Origin of the sequence: Pseudomonas sp. 273, assembly GCF_029201425.1 — a bacterium.
Taxonomy (GTDB): Bacteria; Pseudomonadota; Gammaproteobacteria; order Pseudomonadales; family Pseudomonadaceae; genus Pseudomonas; species Pseudomonas delhiensis.
Map to the genome: position 1 here is coordinate 1,379,423 of NZ_CP116775.1, position 18,046 is coordinate 1,397,468.

Sequence of the window (18,046 nt, forward strand, 5' to 3'; positions counted from 1 at the left end):
CCTTGCCCGGAGGATGCCCATGGAAACCCACCGCGTGGCCGTGGTGGCCTTCGACCAGATCAGCCCCTTCCACCTCTCGGTGCCCTGCCTGGTGTTCGGCGAGGGCGACCCGGGCGGGGCGCGCACGCGCTTCGAACTGCAGGTCTGCGCCGCCGAGCCGGGGCCGCTGAACACCACGGCCGGCTTCGCCATCGATACGCGCCACGGCCTGGAGGCGCTGGAGAGCGCCGATACCCTGATAGTGCCGAGCTGGCGCGACCCCGCGGAGCCGGCGCCGCCGGCCCTGCTCGATGCCCTGGTGGCCGCCGAGGCCCGTGGCGCGCAACTGGTGGGCCTGTGCCTGGGCGCCTTCGTCCTGGCCGAGGCCGGCCTGCTCGATGGGCGCCGCGCCACCACCCACTGGCTGTGGGCGGAATTCTTCGCCCGGCACTATCCGCGGGTGCAGGTGGAGCCGGACGTGCTCTACGTCGACGATGGCCCGATCCTCACCTCCGCCGGCACCGTGGCCGGCATCGACTGCTGCCTGCACCTGCTGCGCCAGCGCTGCGGCGCCGGCCTGAGCAACCAGCAGGCCCGCCGCCTGGTGGTGGCGCCACACCGCCAGGGCGGCCAGGCGCAGTTCATCGAGCAGCCGCTGCCGGCCACCGCGCGGGACAACCGCCTGTCCGGCCTGCTCGACTGGGTGCGCGAGCGCCTGGACCGGCCCCACGACCTGGACAGCCTGGCCGAACGCGCGCTGATGAGCCGGCGCAGCTTCAGCCGGCACTTCCGCCAGCTTACCGGCAGCACCCTGGGCGACTGGCTGCGCGGCGAACGCCTGGCCCTGGCGCAGCGGCTGCTGGAGTCCACCGAGCAGCCGATCCCGGAGGTGGCGAGCCTGGCGGGCTTCGGTTCGGTGGCTTCGCTGCGGCAGCATTTCAGCGCGGCGCTGGGGGTGTCGCCGAGCGCCTATCGGCAGGCGTTTCGGGGGTGAGGCGGGTTTCGTGGGGGGCGAGATTGCTCGCGAATGGGGTTTGCCGGTTGCGTCGGTTCGGGGCTGGGCCACGCTCCCTCTCCCCAGCCCTCTCCCGCAAGCGGGAGAGGGGGCTTGTCCGTGCCGGTGGATAGCAATGGTTTCAACCTGAAACGTCATTTCCGGCTGACGCCGAAATATCCACATTCACCTAACGGTCCCCTCTCCCTTCAGGGAGAGGGTTAGGGAGAGGGAACGGAGTTCACCCGAAACACCATAGTCACCGGGAAACCCCATTCGCAAAAACAAGCGCCTACTCCGCCAGCGCCTTCTCCGGCAGCTCATTGCGCCGGTAGGGGAACACGTCTATCACCTTGCCCGCCCGTATCTGCGCCTGCAGGCTCTTCCAGTAGTCGGCGTCGTAGAGGTCGCCGTGCAGCTTGGCGAACAGCCGGCGCAGCTTCAGGTCGACGAACAGGAAGCGCGGGAATTCCTCGGGGAACACGTCCATCGGCCCCACCGAGTACCAGGGCTCGGACGACATCTCGTCCTCCTCGTAGCGCGGCGGCGGGATGTGGCGGAAGTTCACCTCGGTGAGGTAGCTGATCTCGTCGTAGTCGTAGAACACCACGCGGCCGTGGCGGGTGACGCCGAAGTTCTTCAGCAGCATGTCGCCGGGGAAGATGTTCGCCGCCGCCAGCTGCTTGATGGCCAGGCCGTAGTCGTACAGCGCCTCGTGCACCTGGGCCTCGGTGGCGTGCTCCAGGTAGAGGTTGAGCGGGGTCATGCGGCGTTCGGTCCAGCAGTGGCGGATCAGCACCACGTCGCCCTCCAGCACCACGGTGGAGGGCGCCACCTCCAGCAGCTCGGCCAGGCAGTCGGGGTCGAACTTGCCCACCGGGAAGCGGAAGTCGGCGAACTGCTGGGTGTCGGCCAGGCGGCCGACGCGGTCGTGGTTCTTCACCAGCTGGTATTTCTGCACCACGGTGGCGTGGTCGACGGTCTTGGCCGGGTTGAAGTTGTCCTTGATGATCTTGAACACGGTGTTGAAGCCGGGCAGGGTGAACACGCTCATCACCATGCCGCGCACCCCGGGGGCCATGACGAAGCGGTCGTCGGTGGTCGCCAGGTGGTTGATCAGGGCGCGGTAGAACTCGCTCTTGCCCTGCTTGTAGAAGCCGATGGAGGTGTACAGCTCGGCGATGTGCTTGCCCGGCAGCAGGCGCTTGAGGAAGGCCACCAGCTCCGCCGGCACCGGCACGTCGACCATGAAGTAGGAGCGGGTGAAGGAGAAGATGATCGACACCTCCGCCTCGTCGGTGATCACGGTGTCGAAGCGGATGCCCTGGCCTTCGCGGTGGATCAGCGGGAACACCAGCGGCCACTGCTCGTCCGGGGTGTACAGGCGGCCCACCAGGTAGGCGCCCTTGTTGCGGTAGAACACCGAGCCGATCAGCTCCAGGGCCAGGTCCGGGTCCTTGCACACCCAGTCGGGCAGGTTGCTGTGCAGCAGGGCGTCCAGGCGCGCCAGGTCGCCTTCGGCGTCCTCGTAGGGCACCTGGAAGCGGTAGTCGGCGAAAACCTGCTGCAGCGCCCGCCGCAGGTTGCCCTGGGGCCGGTAGAGGCGGGTGTGCGGGTCGCGGGTGTGGGCGCGCAGCGACGGCCGCGTGGTGTGCACGAACATGGTGCCGTCGCTGATGTTGTCGTGGCTGAACAGCCCGCAGAAGATCGAGTTGAACCAGGTTTCCGCCAGCTCGTCGTCGTTGCGCGGGTCGATCAGGCCGATGTAGGCGCTCTTGATCAGCGGCCAGCGCTCCACGTCCAGCAATGCCCCCGGGTCGAAGTCGGCGGTGACGCGGGCCACGGTCTCGCCGACCTTTTCCTCGTAGAGGTTGATGCGCTCGGCGGAGGTGCGCTGGATTTCCTGCCACTGCGCCCGCTCGAAGCGTTCCTGGGCGTCGTCGGTGATCTGCTTGAAGCGCTCGCGGTAGATGTCGAAGCCGTCGAGGATGGTCTGGGCGATCTGGGCGTGGAGCATGGCGCGCCTCTCGTGCGTGTCCTGTGCAGCGAGCTTAGCCAGACTCCGTGGGCGGCGAAAGCGCCGCGGGTGAGCGGGCGGTCGGGGAAGCGGGGGCGCTGCCGCCCCCGTCCGTTCAGCGTCGCTCGGCCAGTGCCTCGGCGCGCTCCGGCCGCGGGCGGAACACCAGCAGCAGGCCGAGCACGATCAGCCCCATGCCCAGCAGGCTGAGGGCGCCCAGGCGGTTGCCGAAGGCCAGGTAGTCCAGCAGCGCGGTCACCGCCGGCACCAGGTAGAACAGGCTGGTGACCTGCACCAGGTTGCCGCGCGCGATCAGCCGGTAGAGCAGCAGGGTGGCGCCCACCGAGATCAGCAGGCCCATCCACAGCAGGCTGGCGATCAGCTCCAGGCTCCAGTCGAAGTGCAGCGGCTGCGTCGGCAGCAGCACCAGGCACAGCGCGAGGCCGGCCACGTACTGCAGCGGCAGGCTGCCCAGCGGGCTTTCGCTCAGGCCCTTCTGCAGGAGGGTGCCGAGGGTGATGCCCAGCAGCGCCAGCAGCGCGCAGCCCAGGCCGGCGAAGGACAGCCCGGCCAGGCCCATGCCTTGCCAGACCACCAGTACCAGCCCGCCCAGGCCGAGCAGCAGCCCGGCCAGGCGGGTGGCGCCGAAGCGCCGTTCGGTGAGCAGGCCGGTGAGGATCGGCTGCACGCCGAGCAGGGTGGCGATCATCCCCGGGGTGACCTGCAGCTGCAGGGCCCAGACGTAGAAGATCGGGTAGAAGCCCAGCAGCACCAGGCCGGTGAGCAGGGCGCGGCGGCGCTCGCGCGGCTGCCGCGGCAGGCGCAGGCCGAGCAGCGGGCCGAGGGCCAGCAGGGCGGCCAGGGCGATGGCGAAGCGGCCGATGAGGAAGGCCAGCGGCGAGGCATGGGCCAGGCCCCACTTGGAGGCGATGGCGGCGCTGCTCCAGAGCAGCACGAAGAGGCTGGAGCTGGTCACGCCGACCAGGGTGGAAGCGTTGATTCGGGACATGTCGTCACCTGTCTTGCAAGCGGTGGCCGGCTGGCGGGCAGGCGGCCGGGTGCAGTCCGCGGCGCGCGGGCGCGGCGGCGATGCGTTCAGGAAAGGCGCTGGGGCGCTGTCAGAAGGCGCTGGCGCCCGGCGGCGGGCAGGCCGCTACGCACGGGGGCGGAGGCGCTGCGACAGCAGCGACGACGGGAGGCGACAGGAGGGCGACGGCACCACGCGGGCGCGCACCGGCCTCGCCGCGGGCGGCGATGGAGAGGGCGAGGTTCGCGTGGGAGAGGGGCATGGCCGGGCTCTGGCTGGTGGTGGCGTCGAGGCAGACTATAGCGGCGCCTGTGGGCGAAGGCGAGGGGGAACGAGAGTTTCGCGCCAGGCGCGCGAGCCCGGCGACGATTCGCCAGGCAACGGGCCCCCGCCGCGGCGGGAGCCCGTGGGGCCTTACTTGCCGGTCTTGACGTTGGTCCAGATGCGGGTGCGCAGGCGGTCGATCTTCATCGGCATGGACTGCAGGGCGAACAGCTTGGCCATCTTGTCCTGCGGCGGGTAGATCGCCGGGTCGGCCTTGATCGCCGCGTCCACCAGCGGCTCGGCGGCCAGGTTGCCGTTGGCGTAGTGCACGTAGTTGCTGATGCCGGCCATGACGTCGGGGCGCAGCAGGTAGTTCATGAAGGCGTAGGCGGCCTTCTCGTCGGGCGCGTCGGCCGGCATGGCGACCATGTCGAACCACAGCGGCGAGCCTTCCTTGGGCGTGGAGTAGTGGATCTCGATGCCGTTGTTGGCTTCCTTGGCGCGGGTGGCGGCCTGCAGGATGTCGCCGGAGAAGCCGACGGCCACGCAGATGTTGCCGTTGGCCAGGTCGCTGACGTACTTCGAGGAGTGGAAGTAGGCGATGTAGGGGCGCACCTTCAGCAGCGCCGCCTCGGCCTTCTTGTAGTCCTCGGGTTCTGGCTGTGGTGCGGCAGGCCCAGGTAGTTCAGGGCGATGGGCAGCAGCTCGGGGCCGTTGTCCAGCACGGCGACGCCGCACTTGGCCAGCTTCTGCATGTACTCGGGCTTGAAGAACAGGTCCCAGGAGTCGACCGGTGCATCTGCGCCCAGCACTTCCCTGACCTTGGCCGGGTTGTAGCCGATGCCGGTGGTGCCCCACAGGTAGGGGAAGCCGTACTGGTTGCCCGGATCGTTGACCTCCAGGGCCTTCATCAGCACCGGGTTGAGGTTCTTCCAGTTGGGCAACTGGCTCTTGTCCAGCTTCTTCAGCGCGCCGGCCTGGATCTGCTTGGCCATGAAGTGGTTGGACGGCACCACGATGTCGTAGCCGGACTTGCCGGTCATCAGCTTGCCATCCAGCGTCTCGTTGCTGTCGTAGACGTCGTAGGTGGTCTGGATGCCGGTTTCCTTGCCGAAGGTGGCGACGGTGTCCGGGGCGATGTAGTCGGACCAGTTGTAGATCTTCAGTGTCTCGGCCTGTGCGCCGGCGGCGCCCAGGGTGAAGGAAAGCGCGAGGGCACTGGACAGCGGTGCGGTCGTTTTCATTGTTGTTTCCTGACGGCAAGCGGTAGTGGCGCGGCTGGGGTTGGGCCACGGCTGCTCAAGGAATAACCGGATTGCCGGAGGATGTGGAGGGGGCGCGGTTGCCCGCGGGTCCGCAGACAGTGGCAAAGGGCCGCCGGGCGGGGCGCCGCCCCGGAGCGGGGCGGCGCGCAGGGCCTACTGGACCATTTCCTGTTCTTCGAACACGCCCTCGAAGAGCATGCTCGACAGGTAGCGCTCGGCCGAGTCGGGCAGGATGACCACGATGGTCTTGCCCTGCATCGTCGGCTCCTCGGCCAGGCGCACGGCGGCGGCCATGGCGGCGCCGCAGGAGATGCCGCAGAGGATGCCTTCCTCGTGCATCAGGCGCTGGGCCATGCTGCGGGCCTCGTCGTCGCCGACCAGCTCGACGCGGTCGACCATGGCCAGGTCGAGGTTCTTCGGCACGAAGCCGGCGCCGATGCCCTGGATCTTGTGCGGTGAGGGCTTGACCTCCTCGCCGGCGAGGGTCTGGCTGATCACCGGCGAGCTGGTCGGCTCCACCGCCACCGAGAGGATCGGCTTGCCCCTGGTGTTCTTGATGAAGCGCGACACGCCGGTGATGGTGCCGCCGGTGCCGACGCCGGCCACCAGCACGTCCACCGCGCCGTCGGTGTCGTTCCAGATCTCCGGGCCGGTGGTCTTCTCGTGGATCGCCGGGTTGGCCGGGTTGTCGAACTGCGCCGGCATGAAGTACTGCCCGGGGTTCTCGGCCACCAGTTCCTCGGCCTTGGCGATGGCGCCCTTCATGCCCTTGGCCGGCTCGGTGAGGACCAGTTCGGCGCCCAGGGCCTTGAGCACCTTGCGCCGCTCCAGGCTCATGGAGGCGGGCATGGTCAGCACCAGCCTGTAGCCGCGCGCGGCGGCGACGAAGGCCAGGCCGATGCCGGTGTTGCCGGAGGTCGGTTCGACGATGGTCATGCCCGGTTTCAGCCGGCCGCTGGACTCGGCATCCCAGATCATGCTGGCGCCGATGCGGCACTTCACCGAGTAGCCGGGGTTGCGGCCCTCGATCTTGGCCAGGATGGTGACGCCGCGCGGGGCCAGGCGGTTGATCTGGACCAGCGGCGTGTTGCCGATGGACTGCGCGTTGTCTGCGAAGATGCGGCTCATGATGGGTGTCCTTGTGGATCGATGCTGACCCACCAGCCTATTCCCCGGCGCCCTGGCCGTAAAGCCGTGAAACCGGCGGAAAGATCGGTCCCGCGACGGCGGCGGGATGCGAGGGTGGAGCGGCGCCGACGGCGTTCGACGAATGGATTGGCGGCCGTGCATTCAGTGACTGAATGCCATGCCTGCGTTCACAGTCGCCCGAACTGCGCGGTATAGTCGCAGTCTGTCCCCCCTGTTCCCGCAGCCCGGGCCGCGGCCCGGCCGATACCGTTCGAGGATTCCCCGATGAAGTTCGAAGGCACCCAGTCCTACGTCGCCACCGACGACCTCAAGCTGGCGGTCAACGCCTCCATCACCCTGCAGCGCCCGCTGCTGGTGAAGGGCGAGCCGGGCACCGGCAAGACCATGCTCGCCGAGCAGCTGGCCGAAGCCTTCGGCGCCAAGCTGATCACCTGGCACATCAAGTCCACCACCAAGGCCCACCAGGGCCTCTACGAGTACGACGCGGTGAGCCGCCTGCGCGACTCGCAGCTGGGCGTGGACAAGGTCCACGACGTGCGCAACTACATCAAGAAGGGCAAGCTCTGGGAGGCCTTCGAGGCCGACGAGCGCGTCATCCTGCTGATCGACGAGATCGACAAGGCCGACATCGAGTTCCCCAACGACCTGCTGCAGGAACTCGACAAGATGGAGTTCTACGTCTACGAGACCAACGAGACCATCAAGGCCAGGCAGCGCCCGATCATCATCATCACCTCGAACAACGAGAAGGAGCTGCCCGACGCCTTCCTGCGCCGCTGCTTCTTCCACTACATCGCCTTCCCCGACCGCGAGACGCTGCAGAAGATCGTCGACGTGCACTACCCGGGCATCAAGGCCTCGCTGGTCAGCGAGGCGCTGGACATCTTCTTCGACGTGCGCAAGGTGCCGGGCCTGAAGAAGAAGCCCTCCACCAGCGAACTGGTGGACTGGCTGAAGCTGCTGATGGCCGACGACATCGGCGAGGCGGTGCTGCGCGAGCGCGACCCGACCAAGGCCATCCCGCCGCTGGCCGGGGCCCTGGTGAAGAACGAGCAGGACGTGCAGCTGCTGGAACGTCTCGCCTTCATGAGCCGCCGCGCTTCGCGCTGAATTTGACCGGCTCTTCGTAGGAGCGAGCTTGCTCGCGAAGCTCTTTGCGGGTTCGCAGGGTTCGCGAGCAAGCTCGCTCCTACAAGAGCAATGCTTCATGAGAGGGTGCAGCCATGCTGCTCAACCTGTTCAACGAAATGCGCGCGGCCAAGGTGCCGGTGTCGGTGCGCGAGCTGCTGGACCTGATCAATGCGCTCCAGCAGCGCGTGGTGTTCGCCGACATGGACGAGTTCTACTACCTCGCCCGCACCATCATGGTGAAGGACGAGCGCCATTTCGATAAGTTCGACCGGGCCTTCGGCGCCTACTTCAAGGGCCTGGAGAAGCTCGACGACCACCTCAAGGCGCTGATCCCCGAGGAATGGCTGCGCAAGGAGTTCGAGCGCCTGCTGACCGACGAGGAGCGCGCGCAGATCCAGTCCCTGGGCGGCCTGGACAAGCTCATCGAGGAGTTCAGGAAGCGTCTCGAGGAGCAGAAGGAACGCCACGCCGGCGGCAACAAGTGGATCGGCACCGGCGGCACCAGCCCGTTCGGCTCCGGCGGTTTCAACCCCGAGGGCATCCGCGTGGGCGATGCCGGCAAGCGCCAGGGCAAGGCGGCCAAGGTGTGGGACCAGCGCGAGTACAAGAACCTCGACGACCAGGTCGAACTGGGCACCCGCAACATCAAGATCGCCCTGCGCCGCCTGCGCAAGTTCGCCCGCGAGGGCGCGGCGGAAGAGCTGGACATCGACGGCACCATCGACCATACGGCGAAGGACGCCGGGCTGCTGAACATCCAGATGCGCCCGGAACGGCGCAACACCGTGAAGCTCCTGCTGCTGCTGGACATCGGCGGCTCGATGGACGCCCACGTGAAGGTCTGCGAGGAGCTGTTCTCGGCCTGCAAGACCGAGTTCAAGCACTTGGAGTACTTCTACTTCCACAACTTCATCTACGAATCGGTGTGGAAGAACAACCTGCGCCGCGGCAACGAGCGCACCGCCACCTTCGACCTGCTGCACAAGTACGGGCCGGACTACAAGGTGGTGTTCGTCGGCGACGCGGCCATGGCGCCCTACGAGATCACCCAGGCCGGCGGCAGCGTCGAGCACTGGAACGAGGAAGCCGGCTACGTGTGGATGCAGCGCTTCATGGAGAAGTACAAGAAGCTCATCTGGATCAACCCCTACCCGAAGGACACCTGGAGCTACACCGCCTCCACCAACCTGGTGCGCGAGCTGGTGAAGGACCAGATGTACCCGCTGACCCTGCGCGGGCTGGAAGAGGGGATGCGCTTCCTTTCGCGTGGGTGAGCCCACTGCACTGCGCCAACCATCGCGCTCCCCTGTAGGAGCGCGCCCTGCGCGCGAATCGCGGGCAGGGCCCGCTCCTACAATTGCCGCCTTTGCCTTGCCAAATCCCATGCCCGCGACGGTAACATCGCGGGCACGGCGCAGCGCACCGATGGGCAAGACATGACCGGAACCAGCTTCTCCCGCAACACCTGGCTCAACTCCCTGCACATGACCACGCTGACGGTTTCCCTGCTGGAAGCCGAAGGCCATGAACGCGACAGCATCCTCGAAGGCAGCGGCATCACCGCCGCCGACCTGGTGGACCTGCGCCGGCTGGTCAGCCCCTGGCAGGAGCAGCAGGTGTTCGCCAACGCCGAGCGCCTGGCCGCCGAGCCCGCCCTGGGCCTGCGCCTGGGCCTGCGCACACGGATTTCCGCCTACGGCCTGCTGGGCTACGCGCTGCTCTCGGCGCCGACCCTGGGCGAGGCCCTGCGCATCGGCCTGAGCTACCCGGTGCTGCTGGGCACCTACTTCCACCTGTCGCTGCAGGTGGAGGGCGAGGTGGCCTGGCTGGTGGCCACCGGCTACAGCGAGGACGAGGCCCTGCGGCCGTTCAACACCGAGCTGTGCCTGGGTTCGATGAAGGTCACCTGCGGCGACCTGCTGGGCCAGCCGCTGGAACTGCTGTGCGCGGAGTTCGACTATGCCGGCCCGCCCGAGCGCGAGGCCGCCTACGCCGAAGGGTTCGGTTGCGAGCTGCGCTTCGGCGCCTCGCGCAGTGCCTTCGGCTTCCCCGCTACCTGGTTGGAACGTCGCCTGCCGCTGGCCGACCCGGTGACGCACCGCGAGATGCTCGAACAGTGCCGCCGCCAGAACGTCGACCTGGCCGCCCGCCGCGCCTGGCTGGACAAGGTCCGCGGCATCCTCGGCGAGCGCCTGCAGTCGCCGCCGGGCCTGGAGGAGCTGGCGCGGCGCCTGAACTGCTCCTCGCGCAGCCTGCGCCGCCACCTGCAGCAACAGCAGACCAGCTACCAGCAGCTGCTCGACGAACTGCGCTTCGCCCGCGCCAAGGAACTGCTGCAGGATGGCGACATGCCCATCTACCGCATCGCCGAGGAACTCGGCTTCAGCGAAACCGCCAGCCTGCGCCACGCCTTCCAGCGCTGGAGCGGCCAGCCGCCGAGCCATTTCCGGGCCTGAGTGGCACCCACCCACGCCATTCCAACCCGTAGGGCGCATAACGCCTATGGCGTTATCCGCCGTTGTCGTCGGGCAGCGGTGTTTCGGCCAACGGCGGATAACCGCGAACGGTTATTCGCCCTACGCAATTCCACCTGCGCCATTCCCATGTAGGAGCGCGCCCTGCGCGCGAATCGCGGGCAGGGCCCGCTCCTACAGGAGGCACGGTGCCGGGAATGGCGTAGGAGCGGATCTTATCCGCGATAGCCGAACGTACCGGCGGGCACGGCTTCTCGTAGGAGCGAGCTTGCTCGCGAACGGAACCCCGCAGCGGAATCTGTTCGCGAGCAAGCTCGCTCCTACGAAGAGCAGCCCGGCGCGGCCTGCAAGGCAGTTGTTCCTACGACCGACCCCTCATGGCCGCGCTTCGAGGATCAGGTTGAACGGCGTTTCCGCCGCCCGGCGGAAGCGGCTGAAGCCGGCTTCTTCGAACACCGCGCGCAGCCTTGCCTCGCCGGCCTGGGCGCCCAGGCCCAGGCCCACTTCCTGGGACAGCGAGTTGGGTGTGCAGATGAAGGTCGAGGCGGCGTAGAACAGCTTGCCGATGGGCGTCAGGTTGTCCTCCAGGCGGTCGCCGGCGTAGGGCTCCACCAGCAGCACCGTGCCGTCCGGCGCCAGGTGGCGCAGGGCGTGGCGGGCGGCGCCCACCGGGTCGCCCATGTCGTGCAGGCAGTCGAAGTAGCAGATCAGGTCGTACTCGCCCAGGTAGTCCTTGGCGCTGGCCCTGGCGAAGCTCACCCGGTCCTCGACGCCGGCCTCGCGGGCGCGCTGGCTGGCGGTTTCCACCGAGGGGGCGTGGTAGTCGAAGCCGGCGAAGCGCGAGGCCGGGAAGGCCTGGGCCATGATCACCGTGGAGGCGCCGTGGCCGCAGCCGATGTCGGCCACCTGGGCGCCGCGCTGCAGCTTGGCCACCACGTCGTCCAGCGCCGGCAGCCACTCCTCTACAAGATGCGCGCGGTAGCCGGGGCGGAAGAAGCGTTCGGTGCCGCGGAACAGGCAGGGGTGGTGGTCACCCCAGGGCAGGGCGCCGTTGCCGCGCATGGCGGCCACCAGCTTGTCCTTGTCCTGGTACAGCGAGGCCAGCACGCTGGCGCCGCCGGCCACGTACACCGGCGAGTCCTCGACGGCCAGGGCCATGGCCTGTTCCTCGGGCAGGCGGAAGTTGCCGCCTTCGTGTTCCAGGTAGCCGGCGGCGGCCTGGGCGCTGAGCCATTCGCGCAGCAGCCGCGGGTTGCAGCCGGTGCGTTCGGCCAGGGCCTGCGGGCTTACCGGCTGGTTGTCGGCCATGGCCCGGTACAGGCCCAGTTCGTCGCCGAGGATGACGTTCGCCAGCATGGCCGCGCCGCCCATGTCGGCGACCAGGCGGCCCATGAAGTCGTTGAGTTTGGCTTCGTCCATGGTAGCTCCTCCGCTGTCGGGCGCCCGCGCGGCGGCGGGGCTCCGGGTGGATGGCGGGAGGTGCCGGTTCTCCGTACGCGAGGCGAACGACGGGGCAAGGCAGGCGCTGGCCCGGGACGGGCGCGTGCCGGCAGCCGCGGTTCGCGCGTCATTGCCGGCCCGGGGCGGGCGGCCCCTCGGCGGGGCGTCGTTTCAGTCTAGCGCGGCGGCCGCGGCGGGTGGCGCCGGCCGACGCCCGGCGTCAGCGGGCGGCTTCGCCCAGGCCGCCGTTGCGCATGATCTGCGCGATGATCGGCACCGGCGTCATCAGGTGGTTGCGCATCATCTCGCTGGCGCGCGCGGCGTCGCGGGCGAGGATCGCCTCGACCAGCGCGGCGTGTTCCTGGCGCTTGAGCTCCAGGGCTTCCTCCGAGAACACCGTGTGCGTCAGCCACAGGTGGCGGTAGCGCTCGGCCTGGTCGAACAGGTAGGTGCGCGCCTGCAGCAGGTGCTTGGAGCCGCAGCCCTGGGCGATGGCCGTGTGGAAGGCCTTGTGCCGCTCGTCCCAGACGTCCAGGCGCTGCTCGCGGGTCTTCACCTCCACCACCTTGGCCAGGGTGTGCGAATGCGCCAGCACCTGCGCTTCCCAGGCGTCGTCGCCGCGCTGGATGGCCAGGCCGACGATCATCGCCTCCAGGTTGGCGCGGGCGTCGTAAATGTCCTTCATCTCCTCCAGCGACATGGGCGCGACGCGGTAGCCCTTCTGGCTGATGGCGACCACCAGGTGCTCGGCCACCAGTTGCGACAGGGCCTCGCGCAGCGGGCCCACGCCCAGGTCGTAGCGCTCCTTCAGGGTGCTCATCAGCAGCTTCTCGCCCGGTTTGAAGACGCCGCGGATGATGTCCTTCTTGAGCCACTCGTAACCGCTGACGGCGGAGTTCTGTCGGGGGGCGATCGCTTCCAAATCCAGCTCCTGTGGGGATTTGCGCTGGATCATACCCAAATGTCGTATGGACGAAAAACAATAGACAAGGCGAGTGTTTGTCGCTGAAAAATAAAAATGTAGACATTTTTAGTTTGTGACGATATTTTTCTCCTGCCCGCCTGATCCAGGTCATTGCCGGACGGCGCCAACCCATCATTGCCAGGACACCGCCATGAACGCCTTCACCTCCATCCAGGACCTCGCCATGCCCCTGCCGCTGGAGACCCGCGGCTACTCGGTAGCGCCTTCGGCGCAGTCGCCGCGCCTGCTCGAGCTGACCTTCGCCCGCGAGACCGTGCAGGCCTTCGTCGAGGCGGTGGCGCAGTGGCCGGTGCAGGCCCTGGAGTACAAGTCGTTCCTGCGCTTCCGCGTCGCCCAGATCCTCGACGAGCTGTGCGAAGGCACCCTGCGCCCGGTGCTGCTGAACAGCATCCTCGACCGCGCCACCGGTGGCATGCTGGTCAAGCCCCTGGGCCTGGACGACGTGGCCCAGGCCGAGGACATGGTGAAGTTCTCCACCGCCGTGGCGCACCTGGTCGGCCGCTCCAACTACGACGCCATGAGCGGCCAGTTCTACGCCCGCTTCGTGGTGGTCAACAGCGACAACTCCGACAGCTATCTGCGCCAGCCGCACCGCGTGATGGAGCTGCACAACGACGGCACCTTCGTGAATCAGATCACCGACTACGTGCTGATGATGAAGATCGAAGAAAAGAACATGGAAGGCGGCAACTCCCTGCTGCTGCACCTGGACGACTGGAGCGAGCTGGACGAGTTCTACCGCCACCCGCTGGCGCGCCGCGAGATGCGCTGGACCGCGCCGCCGAGCAAGAAGGTCAGCGAGGACGTGTTCCACGCGGTGTTCGACTGCGACGCCGAAGGCCGCCCGACCATGCGCTACATCGACCAGTTCGTGCAGCCGAAGGACTTCGAGGAAGGCATCTGGCTGAACGCCCTGTCCGACTCCCTGGAAACCAGTCCGGCCAAGCTGTCGGTGCCGGTCCCGCAGGGCTGCTTCCTGCTGATCAACAACCTGTTCTGGCTGCACGGCCGCGACCGCTTCACCCCTCACGAGGGCCTGCGCCGCGAGCTGATGCGCCAACGCGGCTACATCGCCTACCAGAAACCGCTGTACCAGCGCGGCCAGTAATCCCCAACGCGTCACCCTTTCCACAGGGGAGGGCCGGCTGGCGAAGCGTCCGCGCACGACCTCCGCCGCCGGCCCCTCCTGTGGAGTTTTTTCAGCTGAGCCAGTGCGCGAGGTAATGGCTGTGTACGATTTCATCATCATCGGCGGCGGCATCGTCGGCATGTCCACCGCGATGCAACTCACCCAGGTCTACCCGGACGCGAAGATCCTCCTGCTGGAGAAGGAATCCGGCCCGGCGCGCCACCAGACCGGGCACAACAGCGGCGTGATCCACGCCGGTGTCTACTACACCCCCGGCAGCCTCAAGGCGAAGTTCTGCCTGGCCGGCAACAAGGCCACCAAGGCCTTCTGCGACAAGCACGGCATCCGCTACGACGAATGCGGCAAGCTGCTGGTGGCCACCAACGAGCTGGAGATGGAGCGCATGAAGGCGCTCTGGGAGCGCACCGCCGCCAACGGCCTGGAGCGCCACTGGCTGAGCGCCGGCGAGCTGCGCGAACGCGAGCCGAACATCGTCGGCCTGGGCGGCATCTTCGTGCCCTCCAGCGGCATCGTCAGCTACGCCGAAGTCACCGCCGCCATGGGCCGCGAGTTCCAGGCCGCCGGTGGCGAGATCCGCTACAACGCCGAGGTGACGGCGCTGGACGAGCGCGCCGACGAGGTGGTGGTGCGCACCACCGACAACGAGTTCCGTGGCCGCTACCTGGTCACCTGCTCGGGCCTGATGGCCGACCGCATCGTGCGCATGCTCGGCCTGCAGCCGCAGTTCATCATCTGCCCGTTCCGTGGCGAGTACTACCTGCTGCCCAGGCAGCACAACCAGATCGTCAACCACCTGATCTACCCGATCCCCGACCCGTCCATGCCGTTCCTCGGCGTGCACCTGACGCGGATGATCGACGGCACCGTCACCGTCGGCCCCAACGCCGTGCTGGCGATGAAGCGCGAGGGCTACCGCAAGCGCGACATCAGCCTCTCCGACATGTTCGAGACCCTGACCACGCCGGGCATCCTCAAGGTGCTGGCGAAGAACCTGCGCCCGGGCCTGATCGAGATGAAGAACTCGCTGTTCAAGGGCGGCTACCTGAAGGAAGTGCAGAAGTACTGCCCGAGCATCGTCAAGGCCGACCTCACCGACTACCCGGCGGGCGTGCGCGCCCAGGCGGTGTCGCGCGACGGCAAGCTGATCGACGACTTCCTCTTCGTGAATACCAAGCGCAGCGTCAACGTCTGTAACGCGCCGTCGCCGGCGGCCACCTCGGCCATCCCGATCGGCGCCTACATCGTCGAGAAGGTCCGCGAGCAGGTCGCCGCGCAGGGCGGCAACTTCGCCAAGGCCGCCACCCCGGACATCACCCTGGACAGCAACCTGCGGGCCGCCGGCTGAGCCGCCCGCCACCGATAACGAGGAAGACAGCGTGCAACTCAAAGACTCCAGCCTGTTCCGCCAACAGGCCTATATCGACGGTTCCTGGGTGGACGCCGACAGCGGTCAGACCATCAAGGTCAACAACCCGGCCACCAACGAGATCATCGGCACTGTGCCGAAGATGGGCGCCGCCGAAACCCGCCGCGCCATCGAAGCCGCCGACCGCGCCCTGCCGGCCTGGCGCGCGCTGACCGCCAAGGACCGCGCCAACCGCCTGCGCCGCTGGTTCGAGCTGATGATCGAGAACCAGGATGACCTGGCCCGCCTGATGACCATCGAGCAGGGCAAGCCGCTGGCCGAAGCCAAGGGCGAGATCGCCTACGCCGCGTCGTTCCTGGAGTGGTTCGCCGAGGAAGCCAAGCGCGTCTACGGCGACATGATCCCCGGCCACCAGCCGGACAAGCGCCTGATGGTGATCAAGCAGCCGATCGGCGTCACCGCGGCCATCACCCCGTGGAACTTCCCTTCCGCGATGATCACCCGTAAAGCCGGCCCGGCCCTGGCCGCCGGTTGCACCATGGTGCTCAAGCCCGCTTCGCAGACCCCGTATTCCGCCCTGGCCCTGGCCGAGCTGGCCGAGCGCGCCGGCATCCCCAAAGGTGTGTTCAGCGTGGTCACTGGCAGCGCCGGCGAAGTCGGCGGCGAGCTGACCGGCAACCCGATCGTGCGCAAGCTGACCTTCACCGGCTCCACCGAAATCGGTCGCCAACTGATGGCCGAGTGCGCCAAGGACATCAAGAAGGTCTCGCTGGAGCTGGGCGGCAACGCGCCCTTCATCGTTTTCGACGATGCCGACCTGGATGCCGCCGTCGAAGGCGCGCTGGTTTCCAAGTACCGCAACAACGGCCAGACCTGCGTCTGCGCCAACCGCCTGTACATCCAGGACGGCGTGTACGACGCCTTCGTCGACAAGCTGAAGGCCGCCGTGGCCAGGCTGAACATCGGCAATGGCCTGGAGCAGGGCGTGACCACCGGCCCGCTGATCGACGCCAAGGCCGTGGCCAAGGTCGAGGAGCACATCGCCGACGCCGTGAGCAAAGGCGCCAAGGTGGTTGCCGGCGGCAAGCCGCACGCCCTGGGCGGCACCTTCTTCGAGCCGACCATCCTGGTCGACGTGCCGAAGAACGCCCTGGTGTCCAAGGACGAGACCTTCGGCCCGCTGGCGCCGCTGTTCCGCTTCAAGGACGAGGCCGAGGTGATCGCGCTTTCCAACGACACCGAGTACGGCCTGGCCGCCTACTTCTACGCCCGCGACCTGGGCCGCGTGTTCCGCGTCGGCGAGGCGCTGGAGTACGGCATCGTTGGCATCAACACCGGGATCATCTCCAACGAAGTCGCCCCCTTCGGCGGCATCAAGGCCTCGGGCCTGGGGCGCGAAGGCTCCAAGTACGGCATCGAGGACTACCTGGAAATCAAATACCTGTGCCTCGGCGTGTAACGCGCGTCCATCCACCCCATTCCTGACCTGGAGACAGCATGAACAGCAACCAGAGCCTGCAACAACGGCGCATGGCCGCCATCCCGCGCGGCGTCGGCCAGATCCACCAGATCTACGCCGAGCGCGCCGAGAACGCCACCATCTGGGACGTGGAAGGCCGCGAGTACCTGGACTTCGCCGGCGGCATCGCCGTGCTCAACACCGGCCACCTGCACCCGAAGGTGATGGCCGCCGTGCAGGCGCAGATGGCCAGGCTGACCCACACCTGCTTCCACGTGTTCGGCTACGAGGGCTACGTGGCCCTGGCCGAGAAGATCAACGGCATGCTGCCGGGCGACTTCGAGAAGAAGACCCTGCTGGTGACCACCGGCGCCGAAGCCGTGGAGAACGCCATCAAGATCGCCCGCGCCGCCACCGGCCGCAGCGGCGTGATCGCCTTCACCGGCGCCTACCACGGCCGCACCCACTACACCCTGGCGCTGACCGGCAAGGTGGTGCCGTACTCCGCTGGCCTGGGCCTGATGCCCGGTGGCGTATTCCGCGCGCAGTACCCGAACGCGCTGCATGGCGTGTCGGTGGACGAGTCCATCGCCAGCATCGAGCGCATCTTCAAGAACGACGCGCAGCCGCGCGACATCGCCGCGATCATCCTCGAGCCGGTGCAGGGCGAGGGTGGCTTCAACCCGGCGCCGAAGGACTTCATGCAGCGCCTGCGCGCCCTCTGCGACGAGCACGGCATCGTGCTGATCGCCGACGAAGTGCAGACCGGCGCCGGCCGCACCGGCACCTTCTTCGCCATGGAGCAGATGGGCGTCGCCGCCGACCTGACCACCTTCGCCAAGTCCATCGCCGGCGGCTTCCCGCTGGCCGGCGTGGCTGGCAAGGCTGAACTGATGGACGCCGTGGCCCCGGCGGCCTGGGCGGCACCTACGCCGGCAACCCGATCTCCTGCGCCGCCGCCCTGGCGGTGATCGAGGCCTTCGAGGAAGAGAACCTGCTGGACCGCGCCAAGGCCGTGGGCGAAATCCTCGGCGCCGGCCTGCGCCAGATCGGCGAGCGCCACGCCAGCATCGGCGAAGTGCGCATCCTCGGCGCCATGGTCGCGGTGGAGCTGTTCGAAGCCGACGGCCAGAGCCCGGCCGCCGAGCTGACCGCCAAGATCGTCGCCAAGGCCCGCGACAAGGGCCTGGTGCTGCTGTCCTGCGGCACCTACTACAACGTCCTGCGCATCCTCGTGCCGCTGACCGTCAGCGACGCCGACCTGCAGCGCGGCCTGGGCATCATCGGCGAGTGCTTCGACGAACTGGCCTGATTCCGCTTGCGCGTGCGCCGCGGCCCCTTTCCCT

The 18,046-nt window shown here is 67.9% G+C and carries 12 protein-coding genes and 2 pseudogenes; 8 read left to right on the forward strand and 6 right to left on the reverse strand.

Annotated elements, in window-relative coordinates:
- Nucleotides 1–19: 19 nt before the first annotated feature.
- Nucleotides 20–973: a helix-turn-helix domain-containing protein gene (locus PKO50_RS06770; protein ID WP_275629188.1), complete on the forward strand. Its 954-nt coding sequence runs from the start codon at nt 20–22 to the stop codon at nt 971–973.
- Nucleotides 974–1,265: 292 nt separating this feature from the next.
- On the opposite strand, the gene aceK is transcribed toward PKO50_RS06770, so the two are convergent.
- The 4 genes and pseudogenes from aceK to cysK all read right to left on the reverse strand — a co-directional run bounded on the left by aceK (nt 1,266) and on the right by cysK (nt 6,674).
- Complete coding sequence (aceK, locus tag PKO50_RS06775) at nt 1,266–2,990, reverse strand: bifunctional isocitrate dehydrogenase kinase/phosphatase (RefSeq protein WP_275629189.1); 1,725 nt, start codon at nt 2,988–2,990, stop codon at nt 1,266–1,268.
- Between the two features lie 115 nt (nt 2,991–3,105).
- A complete protein-coding gene (locus tag PKO50_RS06780) occupies nt 3,106–3,999 on the reverse strand; it encodes a DMT family transporter (RefSeq protein WP_109936145.1) in 894 nt (297 codons plus the stop codon).
- A 432-nt stretch (nt 4,000–4,431) separates the two neighbouring features.
- Nucleotides 4,432–5,525: pseudogene (locus PKO50_RS06785) on the reverse strand (polyamine ABC transporter substrate-binding protein).
- 174 nt (nt 5,526–5,699) lie between these two features.
- Nucleotides 5,700–6,674, reverse strand: coding sequence for a cysteine synthase A (cysK, locus tag PKO50_RS06790; RefSeq protein WP_109936143.1), 975 nt, complete (start codon nt 6,672–6,674; stop codon nt 5,700–5,702).
- 285 nt (nt 6,675–6,959) lie between these two features.
- Between cysK and PKO50_RS06795 the strand changes: the two genes are divergently transcribed.
- From PKO50_RS06795 to PKO50_RS06805, 3 genes are all read left to right on the forward strand, one after another.
- Complete coding sequence (locus PKO50_RS06795; protein ID WP_009623574.1) at nt 6,960–7,805, forward strand: MoxR family ATPase; 846 nt, start codon at nt 6,960–6,962, stop codon at nt 7,803–7,805.
- A 113-nt stretch (nt 7,806–7,918) separates the two neighbouring features.
- Entirely contained in the window at nt 7,919–9,100 is a 1,182-nt protein-coding gene (locus tag PKO50_RS06800) for a VWA domain-containing protein (RefSeq protein WP_275629190.1), read from the forward strand.
- Between the two features lie 162 nt (nt 9,101–9,262).
- Nucleotides 9,263–10,282, forward strand: a complete 1,020-nt coding sequence (locus tag PKO50_RS06805; RefSeq protein ID WP_275629191.1) for an AraC family transcriptional regulator — start codon at nt 9,263–9,265, stop codon at nt 10,280–10,282.
- Nucleotides 10,283–10,675: 393 nt separating this feature from the next.
- Here PKO50_RS06805 and PKO50_RS06810 read toward each other — a convergent pair whose 3' ends face one another.
- Both PKO50_RS06810 and csiR read right to left on the reverse strand, forming a co-directional pair.
- A complete protein-coding gene (locus PKO50_RS06810) occupies nt 10,676–11,719 on the reverse strand; it encodes a class I SAM-dependent methyltransferase (protein WP_275629192.1) in 1,044 nt (347 codons plus the stop codon).
- A gap of 241 nt (nt 11,720–11,960) precedes the next feature.
- Nucleotides 11,961–12,662: a DNA-binding transcriptional regulator CsiR gene (gene csiR, locus PKO50_RS06815; protein WP_176450341.1), complete on the reverse strand. Its 702-nt coding sequence runs from the start codon at nt 12,660–12,662 to the stop codon at nt 11,961–11,963.
- Nucleotides 12,663–12,855: 193 nt separating this feature from the next.
- Here csiR and glaH point away from each other — a divergent pair, with 193 nt between their 5' ends.
- The 4 genes and pseudogenes from glaH to gabT all read left to right on the forward strand — a co-directional run bounded on the left by glaH (nt 12,856) and on the right by gabT (nt 18,012).
- Nucleotides 12,856–13,833: a glutarate dioxygenase GlaH gene (glaH, locus tag PKO50_RS06820; RefSeq protein ID WP_275629193.1), complete on the forward strand. Its 978-nt coding sequence runs from the start codon at nt 12,856–12,858 to the stop codon at nt 13,831–13,833.
- 121 nt (nt 13,834–13,954) lie between these two features.
- Complete coding sequence (gene lhgO, locus PKO50_RS06825) at nt 13,955–15,220, forward strand: L-2-hydroxyglutarate oxidase (protein WP_275629194.1); 1,266 nt, start codon at nt 13,955–13,957, stop codon at nt 15,218–15,220.
- 31 nt (nt 15,221–15,251) lie between these two features.
- Nucleotides 15,252–16,700, forward strand: a complete 1,449-nt coding sequence (gene gabD, locus PKO50_RS06830; RefSeq protein WP_275629195.1) for an NADP-dependent succinate-semialdehyde dehydrogenase — start codon at nt 15,252–15,254, stop codon at nt 16,698–16,700.
- A gap of 38 nt (nt 16,701–16,738) precedes the next feature.
- Nucleotides 16,739–18,012 (forward strand): annotated as a pseudogene (gene gabT / locus PKO50_RS06835) (4-aminobutyrate--2-oxoglutarate transaminase).
- Nucleotides 18,013–18,046 lie beyond the last annotated feature (34 nt).